Origin of the sequence: Sphingomonas echinoides ATCC 14820 (assembly GCF_000241465.1) — a bacterium.
Classification (GTDB): domain Bacteria; phylum Pseudomonadota; class Alphaproteobacteria; order Sphingomonadales; family Sphingomonadaceae; genus Sphingomonas; species Sphingomonas echinoides.
The window spans coordinates 3,167,631-3,184,052 of record NZ_JH584235.1 but is presented as its reverse complement, the minus strand read 5'-3'; the positions used below and the strand labels follow the sequence as shown (position 1 = coordinate 3,184,052).

Sequence of the window (16,422 nt, the reverse complement as noted above, 5' to 3'; positions counted from 1 at the left end):
CGACGTTGCGGTAAATCCTTCTCCCTTTGGGCGAAGGTGGCGCGAAGCGCCGGATGAGGTGACGCACACTATCGCCAACGTCGCCCTCACCCTTCCCGCGCCGACGGCGCGGGCCCCTTCCCTCTCCCGGTGGGAGAGGGAGAAGCATCAAACGATCCGTTCGACTTCCAGCTTCTTGATCTCGGCAATCGCCTTGGCCGGGTTCAGGCCCTTGGGGCAGACGTTCGCGCAGTTCATGATCGTGTGGCAGCGATACAGGCGGAACGGATCCTCCAGATCGTCAAGCCGCTCGCCGGTCATTTCGTCGCGGCTGTCGGCGAGCCAGCGATAGGCTTGCAACAGGATTGCGGGGCCCAGGAACTTGTCCGAATTCCACCAATAGCTCGGGCACGAGGTCGAGCAGCACGCGCACAGGATGCACTCGTACAGGCCATCGAGCTTCTCGCGATCTTCCGGCGACTGCAACCGCTCCTTGCCCGAGGGCGGCGGCGTGACGGTCTGCAGCCACGGCTTGATCGAGCTGTACTGCGCGTAGAAATGCGTGAAATCAGGGACCAGGTCCTTGATCACTTCCATGTGCGGCAGCGGCGTGATGCGGACTTCGCCCTTCACGTCCTCGATCGCCTTGGTGCAGGCGAGCGTGTTGGTGCCATCGATGTTCATCGCGCACGACCCGCAAATGCCTTCGCGGCACGAGCGGCGGAAGGTCAGCGACGAGTCTTGCTCGGACTTCATCTTGATCAGCGCATCGAGCACCATCGGCCCGCACGAATCGAGATCGACCTCGAACGTGTCGTAATGCGGGTTCGCGCCGGCATCAGGATCGTAGCGGTAGATTTTGAAATTTTTGATCCGCGACGCTTCGGCAGCGGCTTTGTGGACCTTGCCCTTCGGCTTGATCTTCGAATTGGCGGGAAGAGAGAATTCGGCCATCGCTTGCTCGCGCTTTCCATCCGTGGGGGGCGGCATTCCGCCCTAGAGTCTTATAGGCCGTACACAAGCAAGGGCTCGCTCGCAAACCCCTATGGCAACGAATTGCTGCAAGCGCGATTGTGCAGGGCAACACCGACGCGCACCAATCTTGGACGCTGTAAAGAAGAACTAGCGGCGCGGCGCGTTGAATGCACGCGGCGTAACGCCATTTGCCGGTCAGCGCCGAAGACTCGCCAGCGGGCGAGCCGCGCCAGGGAATTTGCAGCATGACCAGCAAGCTTGAGGGCAAGAAAGCGATCGTCACCGGCGGATCGCGCGGGATTGGCGCGGCGATCGCGCGCCGACTCGCCGCCGATGGCGCAGATGTCGTCATCACCTTCGCCGGCAACCAGGATGCCGCCAACCAGACCGTCGGTGCGATCACCGCCGCCGGCCGCAAAGGCTATGCGATCCAGGCAAACAGCGCGGACCCCGTTGCGCAGCGCGCCGCGATCAAGGACGCCACCGAAAAGCTCGGCGGGCTCGACATCCTCGTCCACAATGCCGGAATCGCCGACTTCGCTTCGATCGAGACCGATCCGGCCGACGCGTTCACTCGTCAGTTCGGCGTCAATGTCGAAGGCGTGTTCGCCGGGACAGCGGCCGCCGTGCCGCTGATCGCCGATGGCGGACGGATCATCGTGATCGGCAGCATCAACGCACACACCATGCCGATCGCAGGCGGTGCCATTTACGGCGCGACCAAGGCGGCGGTGGCGGGGCTGGTGCGCGGCTGGGCGCGGGACCTCGGCAAGCGCGGCATTCTGGTCAACGTCATCCAGCCGGGCCCGATCGATACCGACCTTAACCCCGCCGACGGCGATTTCGCCAAGCTGCTCACCCCCGGCATCGCGCTCGGCCGCTATGGCACGGCGGATGAGGTGGCAGCGCTTGCGGCCTTCCTCGCCAGCGACGAGGCGTCGTACATTACCGGCGCGGCGATCGACATCGACGGCGGCTTCTCGCTGTAAGCAATCGGGTGGTGCCGGAGGCCCCGGCACCACCCCATCGCCGCCCAAAAGCGCGGCTAGATCACATCGAGCACCAGACCAAGCGACCGCGCCTCTTCCGCCTCGATATACCAGTTGGACGGGGCCTTTTCGCGCAATTCCTCGAAATCGACGCGGCTGCCGGTCACGATGTCGCGAAAGCCCTCTTCCTCGATCAGGATCGAATGCTCGACCTCGTGCAACGCCGCCTTGATCGAGGCGACGACCATGCGCAGCGGGCCGTTGAGGTTGAGCGTCTTGGTGATCGTCCGCTCATGGATCATCAGCCGGGTATGGCGCGTCAGGAAACGGCGATTGACCGGGAACGCCGCCATGAAGGTCGCGCCCGCCGAATAGACCGCGACCTTGCCCAGGAACAAAATCTCGCGCCCGTCATGGTCTTCGAGCAAGCGGATGTCGTCGGCCATCGTCCGCGCGACCTCTGGGTCGCCGCCCAGCGTGGTCAGGGCGATGACGAGCGTGCCCTCACCCGGGCATTGCTCGAGCTGCTGGCGGAAGCTTGCATACATCATCTGGTCGACGGGACCCGACAGGCGGATGTGCGGGTTGGCGAGCAGGGGATAGCGGGGCTGGGACATGTGCGCGCAAACCTCCGACGCGCGCGGGAGTTCCGGCGCGAAAGCAACTTCCCGGCCCTCCCCTGAAAATGGAGGGCCGGGACGCGCGATCAGTAAACGCGCTTCTTGGGCTTGATGTATTCGATGTCGTCGGTGAGCGTGTAGTCGTGCACCGGGCGGAAGCCGAGATCGACCGTGCCGTCCTTGCCGCCCCAACCGGTGAAGGTCGCGGTGGTGTGCTTCATCCAATTGACGTCATCGCGATCGGGATGATCCTCATTGACGTGCGCGCCACGGCTTTCCTTGCGGTTGGCCGCCGAGTTCATCGTCACCACCGCTTGCGCCAGCAGATTGTCGAGTTCGAGCGTCTCGACCAGATCGGTGTTCCAGATCAGCGAGCGATCCTGCACATCGACATCGGCCAGGCGGCTGTAGGTCGCACCGATCTTCTCGACGCCTTCGCTAAGCAGCGCATTGTCGCGGAACACCGCGCAATTCTTCTGCATCGTGCGCTGCATCTCGAGCCGGATCGCCGCGGTCGGCGAGCCGCCCTTGGCGTTGCGGAAATGGTCGAGACGGCCAAGTGCCAGCTCTTCCGACCCCTTAGGCAGCGGTCCGTGCGGCGTGTTGGGCTTGAGCGTGTCCTTCAGGCGCAGGCCGGTCGCGCGGCCGAACACCACGAGATCGATCAGGCTGTTCGAGCCGAGGCGGTTCGCGCCGTGCACAGAGACGCACGCCGCCTCGCCGACGGCGAACAGGCCCGGCACGACGCTGTCGGGGTTGCCATCCTTCAACTGCACGACTTCGCCGTGGAAGTTACAGGGGATGCCGCCCATATTGTAATGCACCGTCGGCGTAACCGGCAAAGGCTGGCGCGTCAGGTCGACGCCGGCGAAGATCTTGCCGGTCTCGGTGATGCCGGGCAGCCGCTCGGCCAGCACCTTGGGGTCGATATGGTCGAGGTGAAGGAAGATATGGTCCTTCTCCTTGCCGACGCCGCGCCCCTCGCGGATTTCCATCGCCATCGAGCGCGACACGACGTCGCGGCTGGCGAGATCCTTGGCGCTCGGCGCATAGCGCTCCATGAAGCGCTCGCCCTCGGAGTTGGTGAGATACCCGCCCTCGCCGCGTGCGCCCTCGGTGATCAGCACGCCTGCGCCGTAAATGCCGGTCGGGTGGAATTGCACGAATTCCATGTCCTGCAGCGGTAACCCGGCGCGCAGCACCATCCCGCCGCCGTCGCCGGTGCAGGTGTGCGCCGAGGTCGCCGAGAAATAGGTGCGGCCATAACCGCCCGTCGCCAGCACGACCGCATGGCTGCGGAAGCGGTGGATCGACCCGTCATCCATGCACAACGCGATCACGCCCCGGCACACGCCGTTTTCCATGATCAGGTCGAGCGCGAAATATTCGATGTAGAAGTCAGCATCATACTTCAGGCTCTGCTGATACAAAGCGTGCAGCATCGCGTGGCCGGTACGGTCGGCGGCGGCGCAGGTGCGCTGCGCGGGCGGGCCTTCGCCCATATTCTGCATCATGCCGCCGAACGGGCGCTGATAGATCTTGCCTTCGTTGGTGCGGCTGAACGGCACACCGGCATGTTCCAGCTCGTACACCGCCTGCGGTGCCTCGCGGACCATATATTCGATCGCGTCCTGGTCGCCGAGCCAGTCCGACCCTTTGACGGTGTCGTACATGTGCCAGGTCCAATGGTCCGGACCCATATTGCCGAGGCTGGCGGCGATGCCGCCCTGCGCCGCGACGGTGTGGCTGCGCGTCGGGAACACCTTGGTGATGCACGCGGTCTTCAGCCCCGCCTCGGCGCTGCCCATCGTCGCGCGCAGGCCCGAGCCCCCGGCACCCACGACAACCGTGTCATAGGTGTGGTCGATGATCTTATATGCCTCAGGCATGCGGCGCTCCGGTGGTGACGGTGAAGGCGACCTTGAGGATCGCGAAAAGGGCAATGGCGGCGGTGCCGAAGGTGAAGAAGTTGAGGACCAGCAACCACAAGACGCGTGCTGCGCCGTGGACATAATCCTCGATCAGCACCTGCAGGCCGAGTCGGAAATGGTAGAAAACCGACACGATCAGCAAGCCCATCGGAATCGCCGCCCACGGCGATTGCAGCCAGTTGCGGGCGGTGTCGTAATCATAAGCCGGCATCCGCGCGATCGCGACGAAGAACCAGACCATCAGGAACAGGTTGGCCGCTGCGGTAACGCGCTGCGCCCACCAGTGATGCGCGCCTTCCTTGGCGCTGCCGAGACCGCGAACGCGGCCGAGTTCGGTTCCATTGCCCATCTTATTTCACCATCAGCAAATAGGCCCAAAAGGCCGCGGTCGCCAGGACCGAGAACACCATCGTCGCGATCGACCCGGTGCGGTTGCCCTTCAGTTCATAGCCGGCCCCGGTGTCGAGCACGAAATGGCGGATGCCGGTGGCGAGATGCTGGAAGAAGCACAGCGTCAAGCCGATGCCGAACAGATACCCGATCGCCCCGCCGGCAAACCCGCCGAACACGAAGGTGAAGGTCGCATAGCTTTTCGCACCAGCGGCCAAAGCCGCCAGCCACCACACCAGCACCACCGTCCCGACCGTCGCCATGCCGTCGCCAGTGATACGATGCAGAATCGAGACAATCATGTGCGGCCCGGGTTTCCAGATCGACAGATGCGGGCTGAGCGGGCGGGCGCGGGGAGCAGAACTGGCCAAGGCGGAACGTCCTCGTCGATGGATGGGTCGAAATCTAAGGTCTGATACAGGTGTGCCCTCTTAGACACCGAAGCGCGCGATGCAAGGTGTGTGGGGGCTTGTGCACGTGCAAACGCTGCAAGCAGGCCGCCACGCGCGTTGCGGTTACAGCCCGTTAACCAAATCGCGCTACGCCACGTGTCGGACCGTCCGCTTCATCGGTCCTGCCAAACACGGAGTTTTCGCCTTGACCGTCAATGAATTGCCCGCGCCCGGCACGGTTGCTGCGACGATCGACATTCGGGCGCGGCTGCGCGCGTTCGATTCCGACGCCACGCTGGAGAGCGCCGCGCGCGACGTGTGGACGGTGCTGGAACCCGATGCGGCGGACATCGCGCTTGCTTTCTGGGCGCAGTGGCGTCGCGCCAGCCCGGGCGCGCAAAGCTGGCAACCGCATGAAGAAGCCAAGATGGTGGAACTGGGCGTCACCTATTTGCGCCACCGCTTCTGTGACGTGTCGGGTCGCTTGTGGGTCGAATCGATGGAGCGCTCGGTCGCCTCGGGCTACAAGGCCGGTGTCTCGACCATGGCGTTGCTGTCGATGACCTGCGCCAGCGACCGCGCCGCGCTTGAAATTCTATTCAAGCGGGTAAAGTCGGACGATCCGCGCTTGCCGAGCTTTATCGACACCGTGATGCGACTGACCGGCCTCGAAGCCGAGATTACCGTAGAAATCTACAACGCGTTCCGGGCCCACACCGCGCGCGGCGAACGTGACCGGCTGGCGATCGATTTCCGCGAGGGGATCGCGGCCACGGTCGAACAGGCAACGCAGGAATCGGAAGTGCTGCGCGGCCAATCGGTGAAAACCTCGACCTCGGCGCGCGGGATGCTGGGTAAGACCAGCGAAGTCGCCGCCGCCGCCGAACAATCGGCGATGGCGATGCGCGAAGCGGCACAGACCGCCGCCGGGCTGATCCGCGCGATCGAGGATGCGCGCACCGAAGTCGAAGCCGCCGCCGAAATCGCCACGCGCGCCTCGACTCAAGCCGGGGCCGCCGTCGGCATGTCGGAAACGCTGAGCGACCATGCCAAGTCGATCGAATCGATTCTGGGCCTCATTCGCGACATTGCCGGGCAGACCAATTTGCTCGCGCTCAACGCCACGATCGAGGCGGCCCGTGCCGGAGACGCCGGGCGCGGCTTTGCCGTGGTCGCGCAGGAAGTGAAGAGCCTGGCCAACCAGACCGCACGCGCGACCGACGACATCGCCGCCAAGATCGCCGCGATCCAGTCCGCCACGCGCTCCACGGTCGAGACCAACGCCTCGATCAAGGCGACCGTTTCGGAAGTCCAGGAGAGCGCCAACCGCATCCGTTACGCCATGGAAGCACAGGCGCAGACCGTCACCGCCATCACCGCTGCCGTCGATGAAACCGCGCTTGCCGCCGATTCGATGTCCAACACCATCACCGCGATCCGCGAGGACACCGAAAGCGTTGCCTCCGAGATCGACCGCGTCGGGCGCGGCTTCGATTCGCTCGATACGAAACTTGGCATGCTCAAGAACAGCGCAAGCGAATTCGTCGCAAAAGTCGCTGCATGAGCCCTGGAGAGGACCTGACATGGCTGGAAGCGGGACGCCCGAGGGCGCGACCGCCGGTGGTTGGAGTGGCGTAAGCCGCACCGCCGCCGCGCGCGTCGCGGACTATGATTGGGATGGCAGCGTCGCCGCGGCCTCCACCGAAATCGCAGAGGCCATCGTCGGTCACGAAGGCGAGATCGCGCGCGCTTTCTGGGAGTATTATCTTTCGCTGCCGCAAACCGCGCATATCCGGGGGTTCTTCACGCCCGACTATCTGTCCGCGCGCGTGGCGCACAGCGCAAAATATACCCGCGCCAAATATGCCGCGCCGCTGGACGACGATTGGATGCGCATGGCGATCCGCCACGCCACCGATTCGCAAAAGGCCAATATTCCACTGCCAGCGCTGCTGACCTCGTTGAGCTTTGCGCATAGCCGTACGCTCGAACGGATCGAGGCGAAGCTCGGGATGGGGTCGCCCCGGCTGCGGGTGCTGGCGGATTGCGTGCAGCGACTTGGGCTGGTCGAGGCCGATGTGATGGCATCGCATCTCGGCGCGCGCGATGCCGAGCGGGCCCGCGACGAGCGCCGCACGCGGTCAAGCGCGTTCAGCGCGACGATCGCCGGGTCGATCGAGGGCACCGCCGCGCTCGGCAATCGCATCCGCATTCAGGCGCAGGGCGCTGCGCGATCGGCGCGCGGGATGCTGGGCAAGACCAGCGAAGTCGCCGCCGCAGCCGAGCAATCGGCGATGGCGATGCGCGAAGCGGCGCAGACCGCCGCCGGGCTGATCCGCGCGATCGAGGACGCGCGCACCGAAGTCGAAGCCGCCGCCGAAATCGCCACCCGCGCCTCGCCTCAGGCGGGGGCCGCCGTCGGCATGTCGGAGACGCTGAGCGACCACGCCAAGTCGATCGAATCGATTCTGGGCCTCATTCGCGACATTGCCGGGCAGACCAATTTGCTCGCGCTCAACGCCACGATCGAGGCTGCGCGTGCGGGCGATGCCGGGCGCGGCTTTGCGGTCGTCGCGCAGGAAGTGAAGAGCCTCGCCAGCCAGACCGCGCGCGCGACCGACGACATCGCCGCCAAGATCGCCGCGATCCAGTCCGCCACGCGCTCGACGGTCGCGACCAACGCCTCGATCAAATCGACCGTGGCCGAGGTGCAGGAAAGCGCCAACCGCATCCGCTACGCGATGGAGGCACAGGCGCAGACCGTCACCGCTATCACTGCCGCTGTCGATGAAACCGCGCTTGCCGCCGATTCGATGTCGAACACCATCACCGCGATCCGCGAGGATACCGAAAGCGTTGCGGGGGAAATCGAAACGCTCGAACACGATTTCGGCGAGGTCGACGATCGGCTCGGTGGCTTGAAGCGCGCCGCCGACACCTTCTCGGCCAGCGTCGCGGCCTGAGCGCTCGTCATCACCGTCGAGCGATATGGCGGCGACCGCGATCGCCCGCTACACCGCGCGCATGACCCATATTCTCCTCACCGGCTCCTCGCGCGGCATCGGTGCCGCCACCCTGACCGCACTCCAGACCGCCGGCGCGACCGTGATCGGGCAAGGCACCGCAAGCGGCATCCCGGCCGACTTTGCCGATCCGGCAGCTCCGCGCGCGCTGTGGGATGCGGCGCTCGCGGCGCAGGGCGGGCGGATCGACGTGCTGATCAACAATGCCGGGGTGTTCGAGGCCAATCCGATAACGCGCGACGACGCCGCCTGGGTGGCGGAATGGGAGCGCACGATGCGCATCAACCTGACCGCTGCCGCCGAACTGTGCCGCTTCGCAGTGCTGCATTGGCAGGACCGTGGGACTGGCGGTCGGATCGTCAACATCGCCAGCCGCGCCGCCTATCGCGGCGATTCGCCGCAGCATTGGCATTATGCCGCATCCAAGGCGGGCATGGTCGCGATGACCAAGAGCATCGCGCGCGGCTATGCCAAGGACGGCATTCTCGCCTTTGCGGTGTGCCCGGGCTTCACCATGACCGGCATGGCCGAAGACTATCTGGAGAGTCGCGGCGGGGACAAATTACTCGCCGACATTCCGCTCGGCCGCGTCGCCAGTCCCGAGGAAGTGGCCGAGGTCGCCCGCTTCCTCGCGCTCGACGCACCGCCATCGATGACCGGGGCGGTGCTCGACGTGAACGGCGCGAGCTACGTGCGCTAAGTCAGCGCAGCGCGCGCAACCGTTCGAGATCCTCGGGCCGGTCGATATCGAGCAATTCGGCTTCGGGCGCGATCACATGCCGCCCAGCGCGCACCATCGCGCGTCCGCCTTCGTCGCCGGACAGCATCATCAGCGCCTCGAACTGATCGACCCCGAACAAAGCGGGCGGGCTGCTGTGGATACCGTTGCTCGAGGCGACCACGGCATCCGGGCCGGTCGCCGCCTCAAGCAAGCGATGAATGTGCGTCGCGGTCACGCGCGGCATGTCGGCCAGCGCAATAACAACCGCCGCGCACCCGATCTCGCGCGCCGCCGCGACGCCGAGCTTGACCGAGCCGGACATGCCATCGTCGGGGTTGTGATTGTGGAGAACGGCATAGCCACGGCTGGCGAAATCGAGCTCTGTGCCCGAACACACCACGAAGCGCGCCTTGAACGGCACGTCCTCCAGCGCAGTGACGACATGGTAGGCCAGCGGCTTGCCGAGAAAGAACTCCTGCAATTTATCGGCGTCGCCGAAACGGCGCGATCGCCCGGCGGCGAGCAGAATCAGCACGCACTCTTCGACCGCGATCATCGTTTCAGTCCTTCCGGTTGAACGCTCCTACCATGGCCGCCGCGATCGACAGCGCGATTTCGGCGGGACCGATCGCACCAATATCCAGCCCGACCGGCGCATCGATGCGATCGATGTCCGTCTCTGCAACGCCCGCCGCCGCCAAACGCTCCCGCCGCGCGGCATGGCTGCGGCGCGAACCGAGCGCGCCGACATAGGCGGTTGGCCGCGCCAGCGCCGCGATCAGCGCGGGATCGTCAATCTTGGTGTCGTGGCTGAGCGTCACCACCGCGCTCGCCGGGCCGGGATCGAGCGCCGCGATCGCCTCATCGGGCCAGCGATCGTCGAGCGTGACACCGGGGAAACGCTCCTCGGTCAGGAAGCGCGCGCGCGGATCGATGATCGTCACCTGGATGCCCAATTGCCGCGCGAGACCGGCCAGCGCCTGCGCGATCTGCACCGCGCCAACGATCAACAGCCGTCGTGGCGGATCGTAGCGATTGACGAACGCTGCGCCCTCCAGCGGGCGCAGTGAGCTTTGCCCGGTTGCGAGATCGGTCGACACCGCCAACGCCTTGCCGCTCGCCTGCGCCTCGGCGATGCGGTCGAACAGTTCGGGATCGAAGCCTTCGGCCGATACCGGCTGCACAAGCACCGAAATTTCGCCACCGCACGGCAGGCCGACTTCCCAGGCGGCGGCATCGGCCACGCCATAACTTTTCAGCTGGAACGGCGCGCCGGCGATCACCTCGGCGGCGGTCGCCAAGATGTCGCTTTCGACACAGCCGCCCGAAACCGATCCTTCGAACCGGCCATCGGCGTGCACAATCATATGGCTGCCACGCGGGCGCGGGGCAGATCCCCAGGTCGAAACCACCGTGGCAAGCGCCAGCGGCGCGCCCTTCCACTGCGCGGCGGCGTTCAGCACGGAATCGTTATCGGCCATCATCGTCTCCTAAATCCTCCCCGGCACGGGGAGGATTTACATCTCCGGCAAACCGGCCAGAATCTTGTCGAGCGTCAGCGGGAAATCGCGCACCCGCACGCCGCAGGCATTGTAGATCGCGTTGGTCACCGCCGCGCCCGCGCCCGAAATCGACAATTCGCCTAGCCCCTTCACCCCGATCGGGTTTGCATGGGTGTCGATCTCTTCAAGGAACAGCACGTCGAGCGGCGGCACATCGGCATGGCTCGGCACATGATATTCGCCCAGATCCTGGTTGACGAACTGGCCGTGGCGCTGGTCGAGCACCGCTTCCTCCATCAGCGCATAGCCGATCCCCCAGATCATCCCGCCAATCGCCTGGCTGCGCGCCAATTTGGCGTTGAGGATGCGCCCCGCCTCGAACACGCCGAGCATCCGCCGCACCCGCGCTTCGCCGGTGACGGCATTCACCGCAACTTCGGCGAATTGCGCACCATGCGCCGCCTGGCTGAACGTGCGCGCGTTGGAGCCTTGCGAAATCTTGCCCATCGCCACCAGCGGCGCATCACCGACGAGTTCGGCAAGCGGCACGCGCCGGTTGCCCGCAACCGCATGGCCGTCCTTCAACGTCATGTCCTGCGCCTTGGCCCCCATCCGCTCGGCGAGCGTCGCGACAATGTCCTCGCACGCCAGCGCGACCGAGGACCCCGCGCTCGCCGCACCGAACGACCCGCCCGAGCCGGCGCCCGGCGGCAAATCGGTATCGCCCAGGATCACGTCGATCCGCTCCATCGGCAGCCCGAGCGCCTCACCCGCAATCTGCGCTAGGATCGTATAGCTGCCCGTGCCGATATCGGTCATGTCGGTCTCGATCCGCGCGCGGCCATCTGGCGACAGCGTCACACGCGCCTCCGAATCGACCAGCAGATTGATCCGCACCGCCGCCGACACCCCCATGCCGATCAGCCACTCGCCCTCGCGCACTTGCCCCGGCTGCGCCGACCGCTTGGCCCAGCCAAACGCCTCCGCCCCACGATCGAGACAGGCGACGAGTCCGCGCGTCGAGAACGGCGCGCCCGTCATTGGATCGACCTTGGGCTCATTGAGCTTGCGAAAATCGATCGGGTCGCGGCCCAGCGCCTCGGCCATTTCGTCCATCGCGGTTTCGAGCGCGAGCGTACCGACCGCCTCGCCCGGCGCGCGCACCGCGCCCGCCATCACCATATCGAGCGTGACCACCTTGTGGCTGAAATGCCGGACCGGCGCATCGTAAAGCGAGATCGAGCCCAAGGCGACCGGCTCCATGAAACCGCCATCAGGGCCCTGGCTCACCACACTGTCATGCCCGACCGCTAGCAGCTTGCCGTCTTCGGTGGCGGCGAGACGAATGCGCTGGTTGGTATCGGTGCGGCGATAGACATTGTGGAACAATTGGCGACGCGCCATCGCGATCTTGACCGGTCGCCCCAGCTTCTGCGCGGCGATCGCGGCGAGCACCGCATCGGGCCCCAGCATCTTTCCGCCGAAGCCGCCGCCAATATAGGGCGACAGGATGCGGACCTTGTCGTCGGCAATACCAAGCGCCTTGGCCAGCACCGGCCGCGCGACCTTCAGGATCTGCAGGCTGGAATGCAGCGTCAGCGAATCGCCCTCCCAGATCGCGACCGAAGCATGCGGCTCCATCGCGGCATGGACGTGGTTGGGCGTGGTGTAGACTTGGTCGATCGTCACCGCCGCCTGCGCCATGGCGGCATCGATATCGCCCTTGGCAATGTCCTGCAGTCGCGAATCCTTGGGCGGGCCGCTCGCCTTATCGATATCGGCCATCGTGTCGAAATGGCCGGGTTCGATGGCGACATGCACGCGCACCGCTTTCGCCGCAGCCCGCGCCGCCTCGAAGCTGGTCGCGACCGCGACCCCGACGACCTGGTCCCAATGGTCGATCTCGTCATTCCCGGCATGCGCCGGACCAAACGCCGCCGCCTGGCGCGGAATGCGCGGATCATCGACGATGATGTCGAGCACGTCGGGCAGTGCCCGCGCGGCGTCGGTATCGATGCCCGTCACCTTGCCCTTGGCGGCAGGCGCAGTGATCAGATAGCCATAGGCCACCTCACCTTCGACCAGATGTTCATAGCCGTACCGCGCCGTGCCGCTGACCTTGAGCGCACCTTCGCTACGGTCGAGCCCCGCGCCGAGCACGCCTTGCACGCCGCGATCCATCGCAAGGCCGGGATGATCGGCGTTCATCGTGAAGTCGCTCATGCAACGGCTCCTGTCAGCGTGCGCAGCGTCGCGATCAGCGTCCGGCGCGCGAGCGGGATTTTGAAATCGTTCGCGCCGTGGCCCTTGGCACCCGCCAGCAGCGCATCCGCCGCTGCGGCAAACACCGCGTCATTCGGCACCTGCCCGACCAGCGCCGCCTCGACCGCAGCATCGCGCCACGGCATTGGCGCGAGCCCGCCAAAGGCCAAAGCGGCGGAGACGATCTTCCCGTCCGCAACCGCGACCACCCCCGCTACCGACACCAAGGCAAAGGCATAAGACGCGCGGTCGCGCACCTTGCGATAGCCTTGCGCACCGGCAGGCGGCGCGGGCAGTTCGACATGGGTGATGAGTTCGCCCGGTCGAAGCACCGTCTCGATGTGCGGCGTGTCCCCCGGCAAGCGATAGAAATCGCCGATCGCGATGCGGCGCTTGTCGCCATCCGAGGTGAGCGTGACGATCGTCGCATCCAGCGCGCGCAGCGCCACCGCCATGTCGCTCGGGTTGGTCGCGATACACTCAGCACTCGTGCCCAGCACCGCGAGGTTGCGGTTGAACCCGTCCATCGCCGAACAGCCCGCGCCGGGGTCGCGCTTGTTGCACGCCATCGCCGTGTCGTAAAAATACGGGCAGCGCGTGCGCTGGAGCAGATTGCCGCCAGTGGTCGCCTTGTTGCGCAATTGCCCCGATGCCCCGGCGAGCAAAGCGCGGCTCAGCACGGGATAATCGGCGATCACCTGGGGATCAGCAGCAAGGTCGCTATTGGGCACCAGCGCCCCGATCGTCAGCCCGCCATCGCCGCGCCGCTCGACCCGTGCGAGATCGAGCCGACTGATGTCGACCAATTTCTCCGGCGTTTCGATCTGCAGCTTCATCAGATCGAGCAAATTGGTGCCGCCCGCAATGAAGCGACCACCGGCGGCGACCGCAGCTTCGGGGCTCTCGGCGCGGCTGTAGGTGAAGGTCTTCATGCGCGCTCCGCCCCAGCAACTTCGGCAATGGCATCGACGATATTGGGATAGGCGGAGCAGCGACACAGATTGCCGCTCATCCGCTCCGAAATCTCAGCCCCGTCGAGCGTGACCGTTTCCAGATCGGCACTGACATGGCTCGGCCAGCCCTTGGCCACCTCATCGAGCATCCCGACCGCCGAACAGATCTGCCCCGGCGTGCAATAGCCGCACTGATATCCGTCATGCTTGATGAAGGCGGCCTGTAACGGATGCAGGTGTTCTGCGCTGCCAAGTCCCTCTATCGTCAGAATGTCATCATCCTGATGCATCACCGCCAAAGTGAGACACGCATTGATCCGTCGGCCGTTGACCAGCACCGTGCACGCACCGCACTGGCCATGGTCACAGCCCTTCTTCGTTCCCGTCAGCCCGAGATGCTCGCGCAGCACATCGAGCAGCGAGGCACGGATATCGGGCTCGACCGCATGGGTCGCGCCGTTGATGGTGAAATGCATTGAGGCTCGCCTCCCGTTGAGCTTGGGGTAACGATTATGAACGCTTTGGTTTCCGTATATCGGCGCACGCCCGCCCTTCTTAAAGGGATCGCGCGCACGCGAATAGCCGGTATGTCGGCGCTGCTGCTGGTATCGGGCGGCGCGATGGCGCAGACTGTGCCGGTGAAGCCGCTCTCCTCCCCCATCGTCATCGCCCATCGCGGCGCGAGCGGGCTGCGTCCCGAACACACCATCGCCTCTTATACGCTGGCGATCGAACAGGGTGCCGATTTCATCGAGCCCGATCTGGTACTGACCAAGGACGACGTGTTCGTCGCGCGCCATGAGAATGACATTACCGGCACCACCGATGTCGCCAAGCATCCCGAATTCGCCGCACGCCGCACCACCAAGGTGATCGACGGCGAAACCCATACCGGCTGGTTTACCGAGGATTTCACGCTCGCCGAGTTGAAGACGCTGCGCGCGATCGAGCGGTTGCCCAAGGTCCGCCCCGACAACGCCAAATATGACGGCCAGTTCGAAGTGCCGACGCTGGCTGAGGTGATCGCGCTGGCCAAGAAGCATTCGGTCGGCGGCCGCGTCGTCGGCATCTATCCCGAGACCAAGCACCCGACCTATTTCGCCAGCATCGGCCATCCGATGGAAGCCCGCCTCGTCGCGCAGTTGAACGCGGCGGGCTGGTCCAAGCCGAGCGACCCGGTGTTCATCCAGTCGTTCGAGGTCAACAACCTCAAGCAACTCCACGGCATGACCGGCCTGCGCCTGATCCAATTGATGGACGCTGCCGGTGCCCCCGCCGACAAGGCCGCGCCGAGCTATGCCGCGATGGCAACGCCAGACGGACTGAAGGCCGTCGCCGCTTACGCTTATGGCATCGGCCCTAACAAGGACATGATCCAGCGCGGCGATGCCGCCCCGTCGACGCTGGTGGCGGACGCCCATGCGGCAGGGCTGCGGCTCCACCCCTGGACCTTCCGCGCGGAGAACCTGTTCCTGCCGCCATCGCTGCGCGTCGGCACCGATCCGGTCGCGCGCGGCAAGCTGGCCGAGGAAATCACGCGCTTCCTCAATCTCGGCATTGATGGCTTCTTCACCGATTTCGCCTATATCGGGGTGGACGCGCGCAACGCCCAGCGCGCCAAGGCGAAAGGCCAGTAATGCGCAAATCCGTGATCGCCGTCGCCGCCTTGCTCCCGCTGCTTGTCGGCGGATGCCTTGCCAAGACGGCGGTCAATGTCGCCACCCTGCCCGTGCGCGCCACCAGCAAGGTGGTCGACTGGACCACGACGAGCCAGTCCGAAGCCGACCGCAATTACGGCCGCAAGATGCGCAAGCAGGAAGCGCGCGAAGGGCGGGAGTTGAAGCGGCAATATAAGGAATGCCGCGCGCAAAACCGCGACGATTGCGATCAGTACCGGCCCCACGCCCAACGCTAAACCCGCGACGGGCGGCGGTGCGTCAGGCCGTATCGCTGCCCAGCACCCGCGCCACCGCCAGCATCACCGCCGGGCGCACTTGCACCCCGACATGGCTGCTGCGCACTTCGATCGCGCGGCTGGCGGCATCATGACAGATCATGCCGTTGACCAGTCCGTCGCTGCGGCTCCAGATCGCGGTGCTCGGCACCGGCAACGGCTCCGCGACCAGTGCGCTTTGCGCGCGGACATGGGGCGCGTCGACGCGCTCCCCGGTTAGCAGCTCGAACGCGCGCCACACATTGGTCGCGCGCGGGTCGCCGGCGAAGGGCGAGCTGATCGTCAGCACCTCGCGCACCGTGTCGGGCAAGCGGTGCGCCGCGAACCGCGCCATGATCCCGCCCAGGCTGACGCCGACCAGCGTCACCGGCTCCCCCGTTTCGTCATACAAAGCGCGGATCCGCGCCAACAGCCGCTCTCCGTCCGGTCCAATCGTGCGCGCGCCGAGATTGCGCCCAAGCCCCCAGCCCTCGGCACGGTAGCCGAGCCGACGCAGATAGCGCCGCAGGAACACGCCAGAAACATCGCTGTTGAACAGCCCCGGCAGCAGCAGCACGGGTCGCCCATCGCCACGCGGAGCCTGCGCCAACAGCGCGTGCGCCCCCGCCAGCGAGGCGAGGCCCCATGCGCCGCGCGGCAGTTCCAGCGCCCATAAAAGTTTCGATGGGGGCTTCATGCGGGCAGGACTTGGTACGCCGCATGGGACAGTCGTTTCATCTGCAACCTATTTC

Annotated in this window: 17 protein-coding genes; 6 read left to right on the top strand and 11 right to left on the bottom strand. The window is 65.7% G+C overall.

Annotation, left to right across the window (positions count from 1 at the left end; genetic code table 11):
* Positions 1-147: 147 nt before the first annotated feature.
* Entirely contained in the window at positions 148-933 is a 786-nt protein-coding gene (locus ON00_RS14765; protein ID WP_010407038.1) for a succinate dehydrogenase iron-sulfur subunit, read from the bottom strand.
* 266 nt (positions 934-1,199) lie between these two features.
* Between ON00_RS14765 and ON00_RS14760 the strand changes: the two genes are divergently transcribed.
* Positions 1,200-1,943: an SDR family NAD(P)-dependent oxidoreductase gene (locus tag ON00_RS14760; RefSeq protein ID WP_010407035.1), complete on the top strand. Its 744-nt coding sequence runs from the start codon at positions 1,200-1,202 to the stop codon at positions 1,941-1,943.
* Between the two features lie 56 nt (positions 1,944-1,999).
* Here ON00_RS14760 and ON00_RS14755 read toward each other — a convergent pair whose 3' ends face one another.
* From ON00_RS14755 to sdhC, 4 genes are all read right to left on the bottom strand, one after another.
* On the bottom strand, positions 2,000-2,560 hold the full coding sequence (locus ON00_RS14755) for an ATP-dependent Clp protease proteolytic subunit (protein WP_010407033.1): 561 nt from the start codon (positions 2,558-2,560) through the stop codon (positions 2,000-2,002).
* An 89-nt stretch (positions 2,561-2,649) separates the two neighbouring features.
* Entirely contained in the window at positions 2,650-4,452 is a 1,803-nt protein-coding gene (sdhA, locus tag ON00_RS14750) for a succinate dehydrogenase flavoprotein subunit (RefSeq protein WP_010407029.1), read from the bottom strand.
* Positions 4,445-4,843, bottom strand: a complete 399-nt coding sequence (sdhD, locus tag ON00_RS14745) for a succinate dehydrogenase, hydrophobic membrane anchor protein (protein WP_010407027.1) — start codon at positions 4,841-4,843, stop codon at positions 4,445-4,447. Before sdhD ends, sdhA begins: the two co-directional genes overlap by 8 nt.
* Before the next feature lies 1 nt (position 4,844).
* Complete coding sequence (gene sdhC, locus ON00_RS14740; RefSeq protein ID WP_083834118.1) at positions 4,845-5,255, bottom strand: succinate dehydrogenase, cytochrome b556 subunit; 411 nt, start codon at positions 5,253-5,255, stop codon at positions 4,845-4,847.
* Between the two features lie 241 nt (positions 5,256-5,496).
* Between sdhC and ON00_RS14735 the strand changes: the two genes are divergently transcribed.
* From ON00_RS14735 to ON00_RS14725, 3 genes are all read left to right on the top strand, one after another.
* Positions 5,497-6,840 (top strand): methyl-accepting chemotaxis protein, encoded by a 1,344-nt coding sequence (locus tag ON00_RS14735; RefSeq protein ID WP_029622943.1) that lies wholly within the window; start codon positions 5,497-5,499, stop codon positions 6,838-6,840.
* 19 nt (positions 6,841-6,859) lie between these two features.
* Complete coding sequence (locus tag ON00_RS14730) at positions 6,860-8,239, top strand: methyl-accepting chemotaxis protein (RefSeq protein ID WP_010407018.1); 1,380 nt, start codon at positions 6,860-6,862, stop codon at positions 8,237-8,239.
* A gap of 61 nt (positions 8,240-8,300) precedes the next feature.
* Positions 8,301-8,999 (top strand): SDR family NAD(P)-dependent oxidoreductase, encoded by a 699-nt coding sequence (locus ON00_RS14725; protein WP_029622942.1) that lies wholly within the window; start codon positions 8,301-8,303, stop codon positions 8,997-8,999.
* 1 nt (position 9,000) lies between these two features.
* On the opposite strand, the gene ON00_RS14720 is transcribed toward ON00_RS14725, so the two are convergent.
* Genes ON00_RS14720 through ON00_RS14700 form a run of 5 tightly spaced genes read right to left on the bottom strand, consistent with a single transcriptional unit; the run spans position 9,001 to position 14,213 of the window.
* Positions 9,001-9,576, bottom strand: a complete 576-nt coding sequence (locus ON00_RS14720; RefSeq protein WP_010407011.1) for a nucleotidyltransferase family protein — start codon at positions 9,574-9,576, stop codon at positions 9,001-9,003.
* Positions 9,577-9,580: 4 nt separating this feature from the next.
* Entirely contained in the window at positions 9,581-10,501 is a 921-nt protein-coding gene (locus ON00_RS14715) for an XdhC family protein (RefSeq protein WP_029622941.1), read from the bottom strand.
* A gap of 36 nt (positions 10,502-10,537) precedes the next feature.
* Positions 10,538-12,745 carry a xanthine dehydrogenase family protein molybdopterin-binding subunit gene (locus tag ON00_RS14710; protein WP_010407005.1) on the bottom strand — a complete coding sequence of 736 codons (2,208 nt, stop codon included), beginning with the start codon at positions 12,743-12,745 and terminating at the stop codon, positions 10,538-10,540.
* Positions 12,742-13,716: an FAD binding domain-containing protein gene (locus ON00_RS14705; RefSeq protein ID WP_010407003.1), complete on the bottom strand. Its 975-nt coding sequence runs from the start codon at positions 13,714-13,716 to the stop codon at positions 12,742-12,744. The genes ON00_RS14710 and ON00_RS14705 overlap by 4 nt, the downstream gene beginning before the upstream one ends.
* Entirely contained in the window at positions 13,713-14,213 is a 501-nt protein-coding gene (locus tag ON00_RS14700) for a 2Fe-2S iron-sulfur cluster-binding protein (RefSeq protein ID WP_010407001.1), read from the bottom strand. Before ON00_RS14700 ends, ON00_RS14705 begins: the two co-directional genes overlap by 4 nt.
* A 111-nt stretch (positions 14,214-14,324) precedes the next feature.
* Between ON00_RS14700 and ON00_RS14695 the strand changes: the two genes are divergently transcribed.
* Together ON00_RS14695 and ON00_RS14690 are read left to right on the top strand one after the other, a co-directional pair.
* Positions 14,325-15,374: a glycerophosphodiester phosphodiesterase gene (locus tag ON00_RS14695; RefSeq protein WP_010407000.1), complete on the top strand. Its 1,050-nt coding sequence runs from the start codon at positions 14,325-14,327 to the stop codon at positions 15,372-15,374.
* Positions 15,374-15,652, top strand: coding sequence for a hypothetical protein (locus ON00_RS14690; protein ID WP_010406998.1), 279 nt, complete (start codon positions 15,374-15,376; stop codon positions 15,650-15,652). The genes ON00_RS14695 and ON00_RS14690 overlap by 1 nt, the downstream gene beginning before the upstream one ends.
* 22 nt (positions 15,653-15,674) lie before the next feature.
* Here the strand turns inward: ON00_RS14690 and ON00_RS14685 are convergent, their stop codons facing one another.
* Entirely contained in the window at positions 15,675-16,367 is a 693-nt protein-coding gene (locus ON00_RS14685; protein ID WP_010406996.1) for an esterase/lipase family protein, read from the bottom strand.
* Positions 16,368-16,422: the final 55 nt, after the last annotated feature.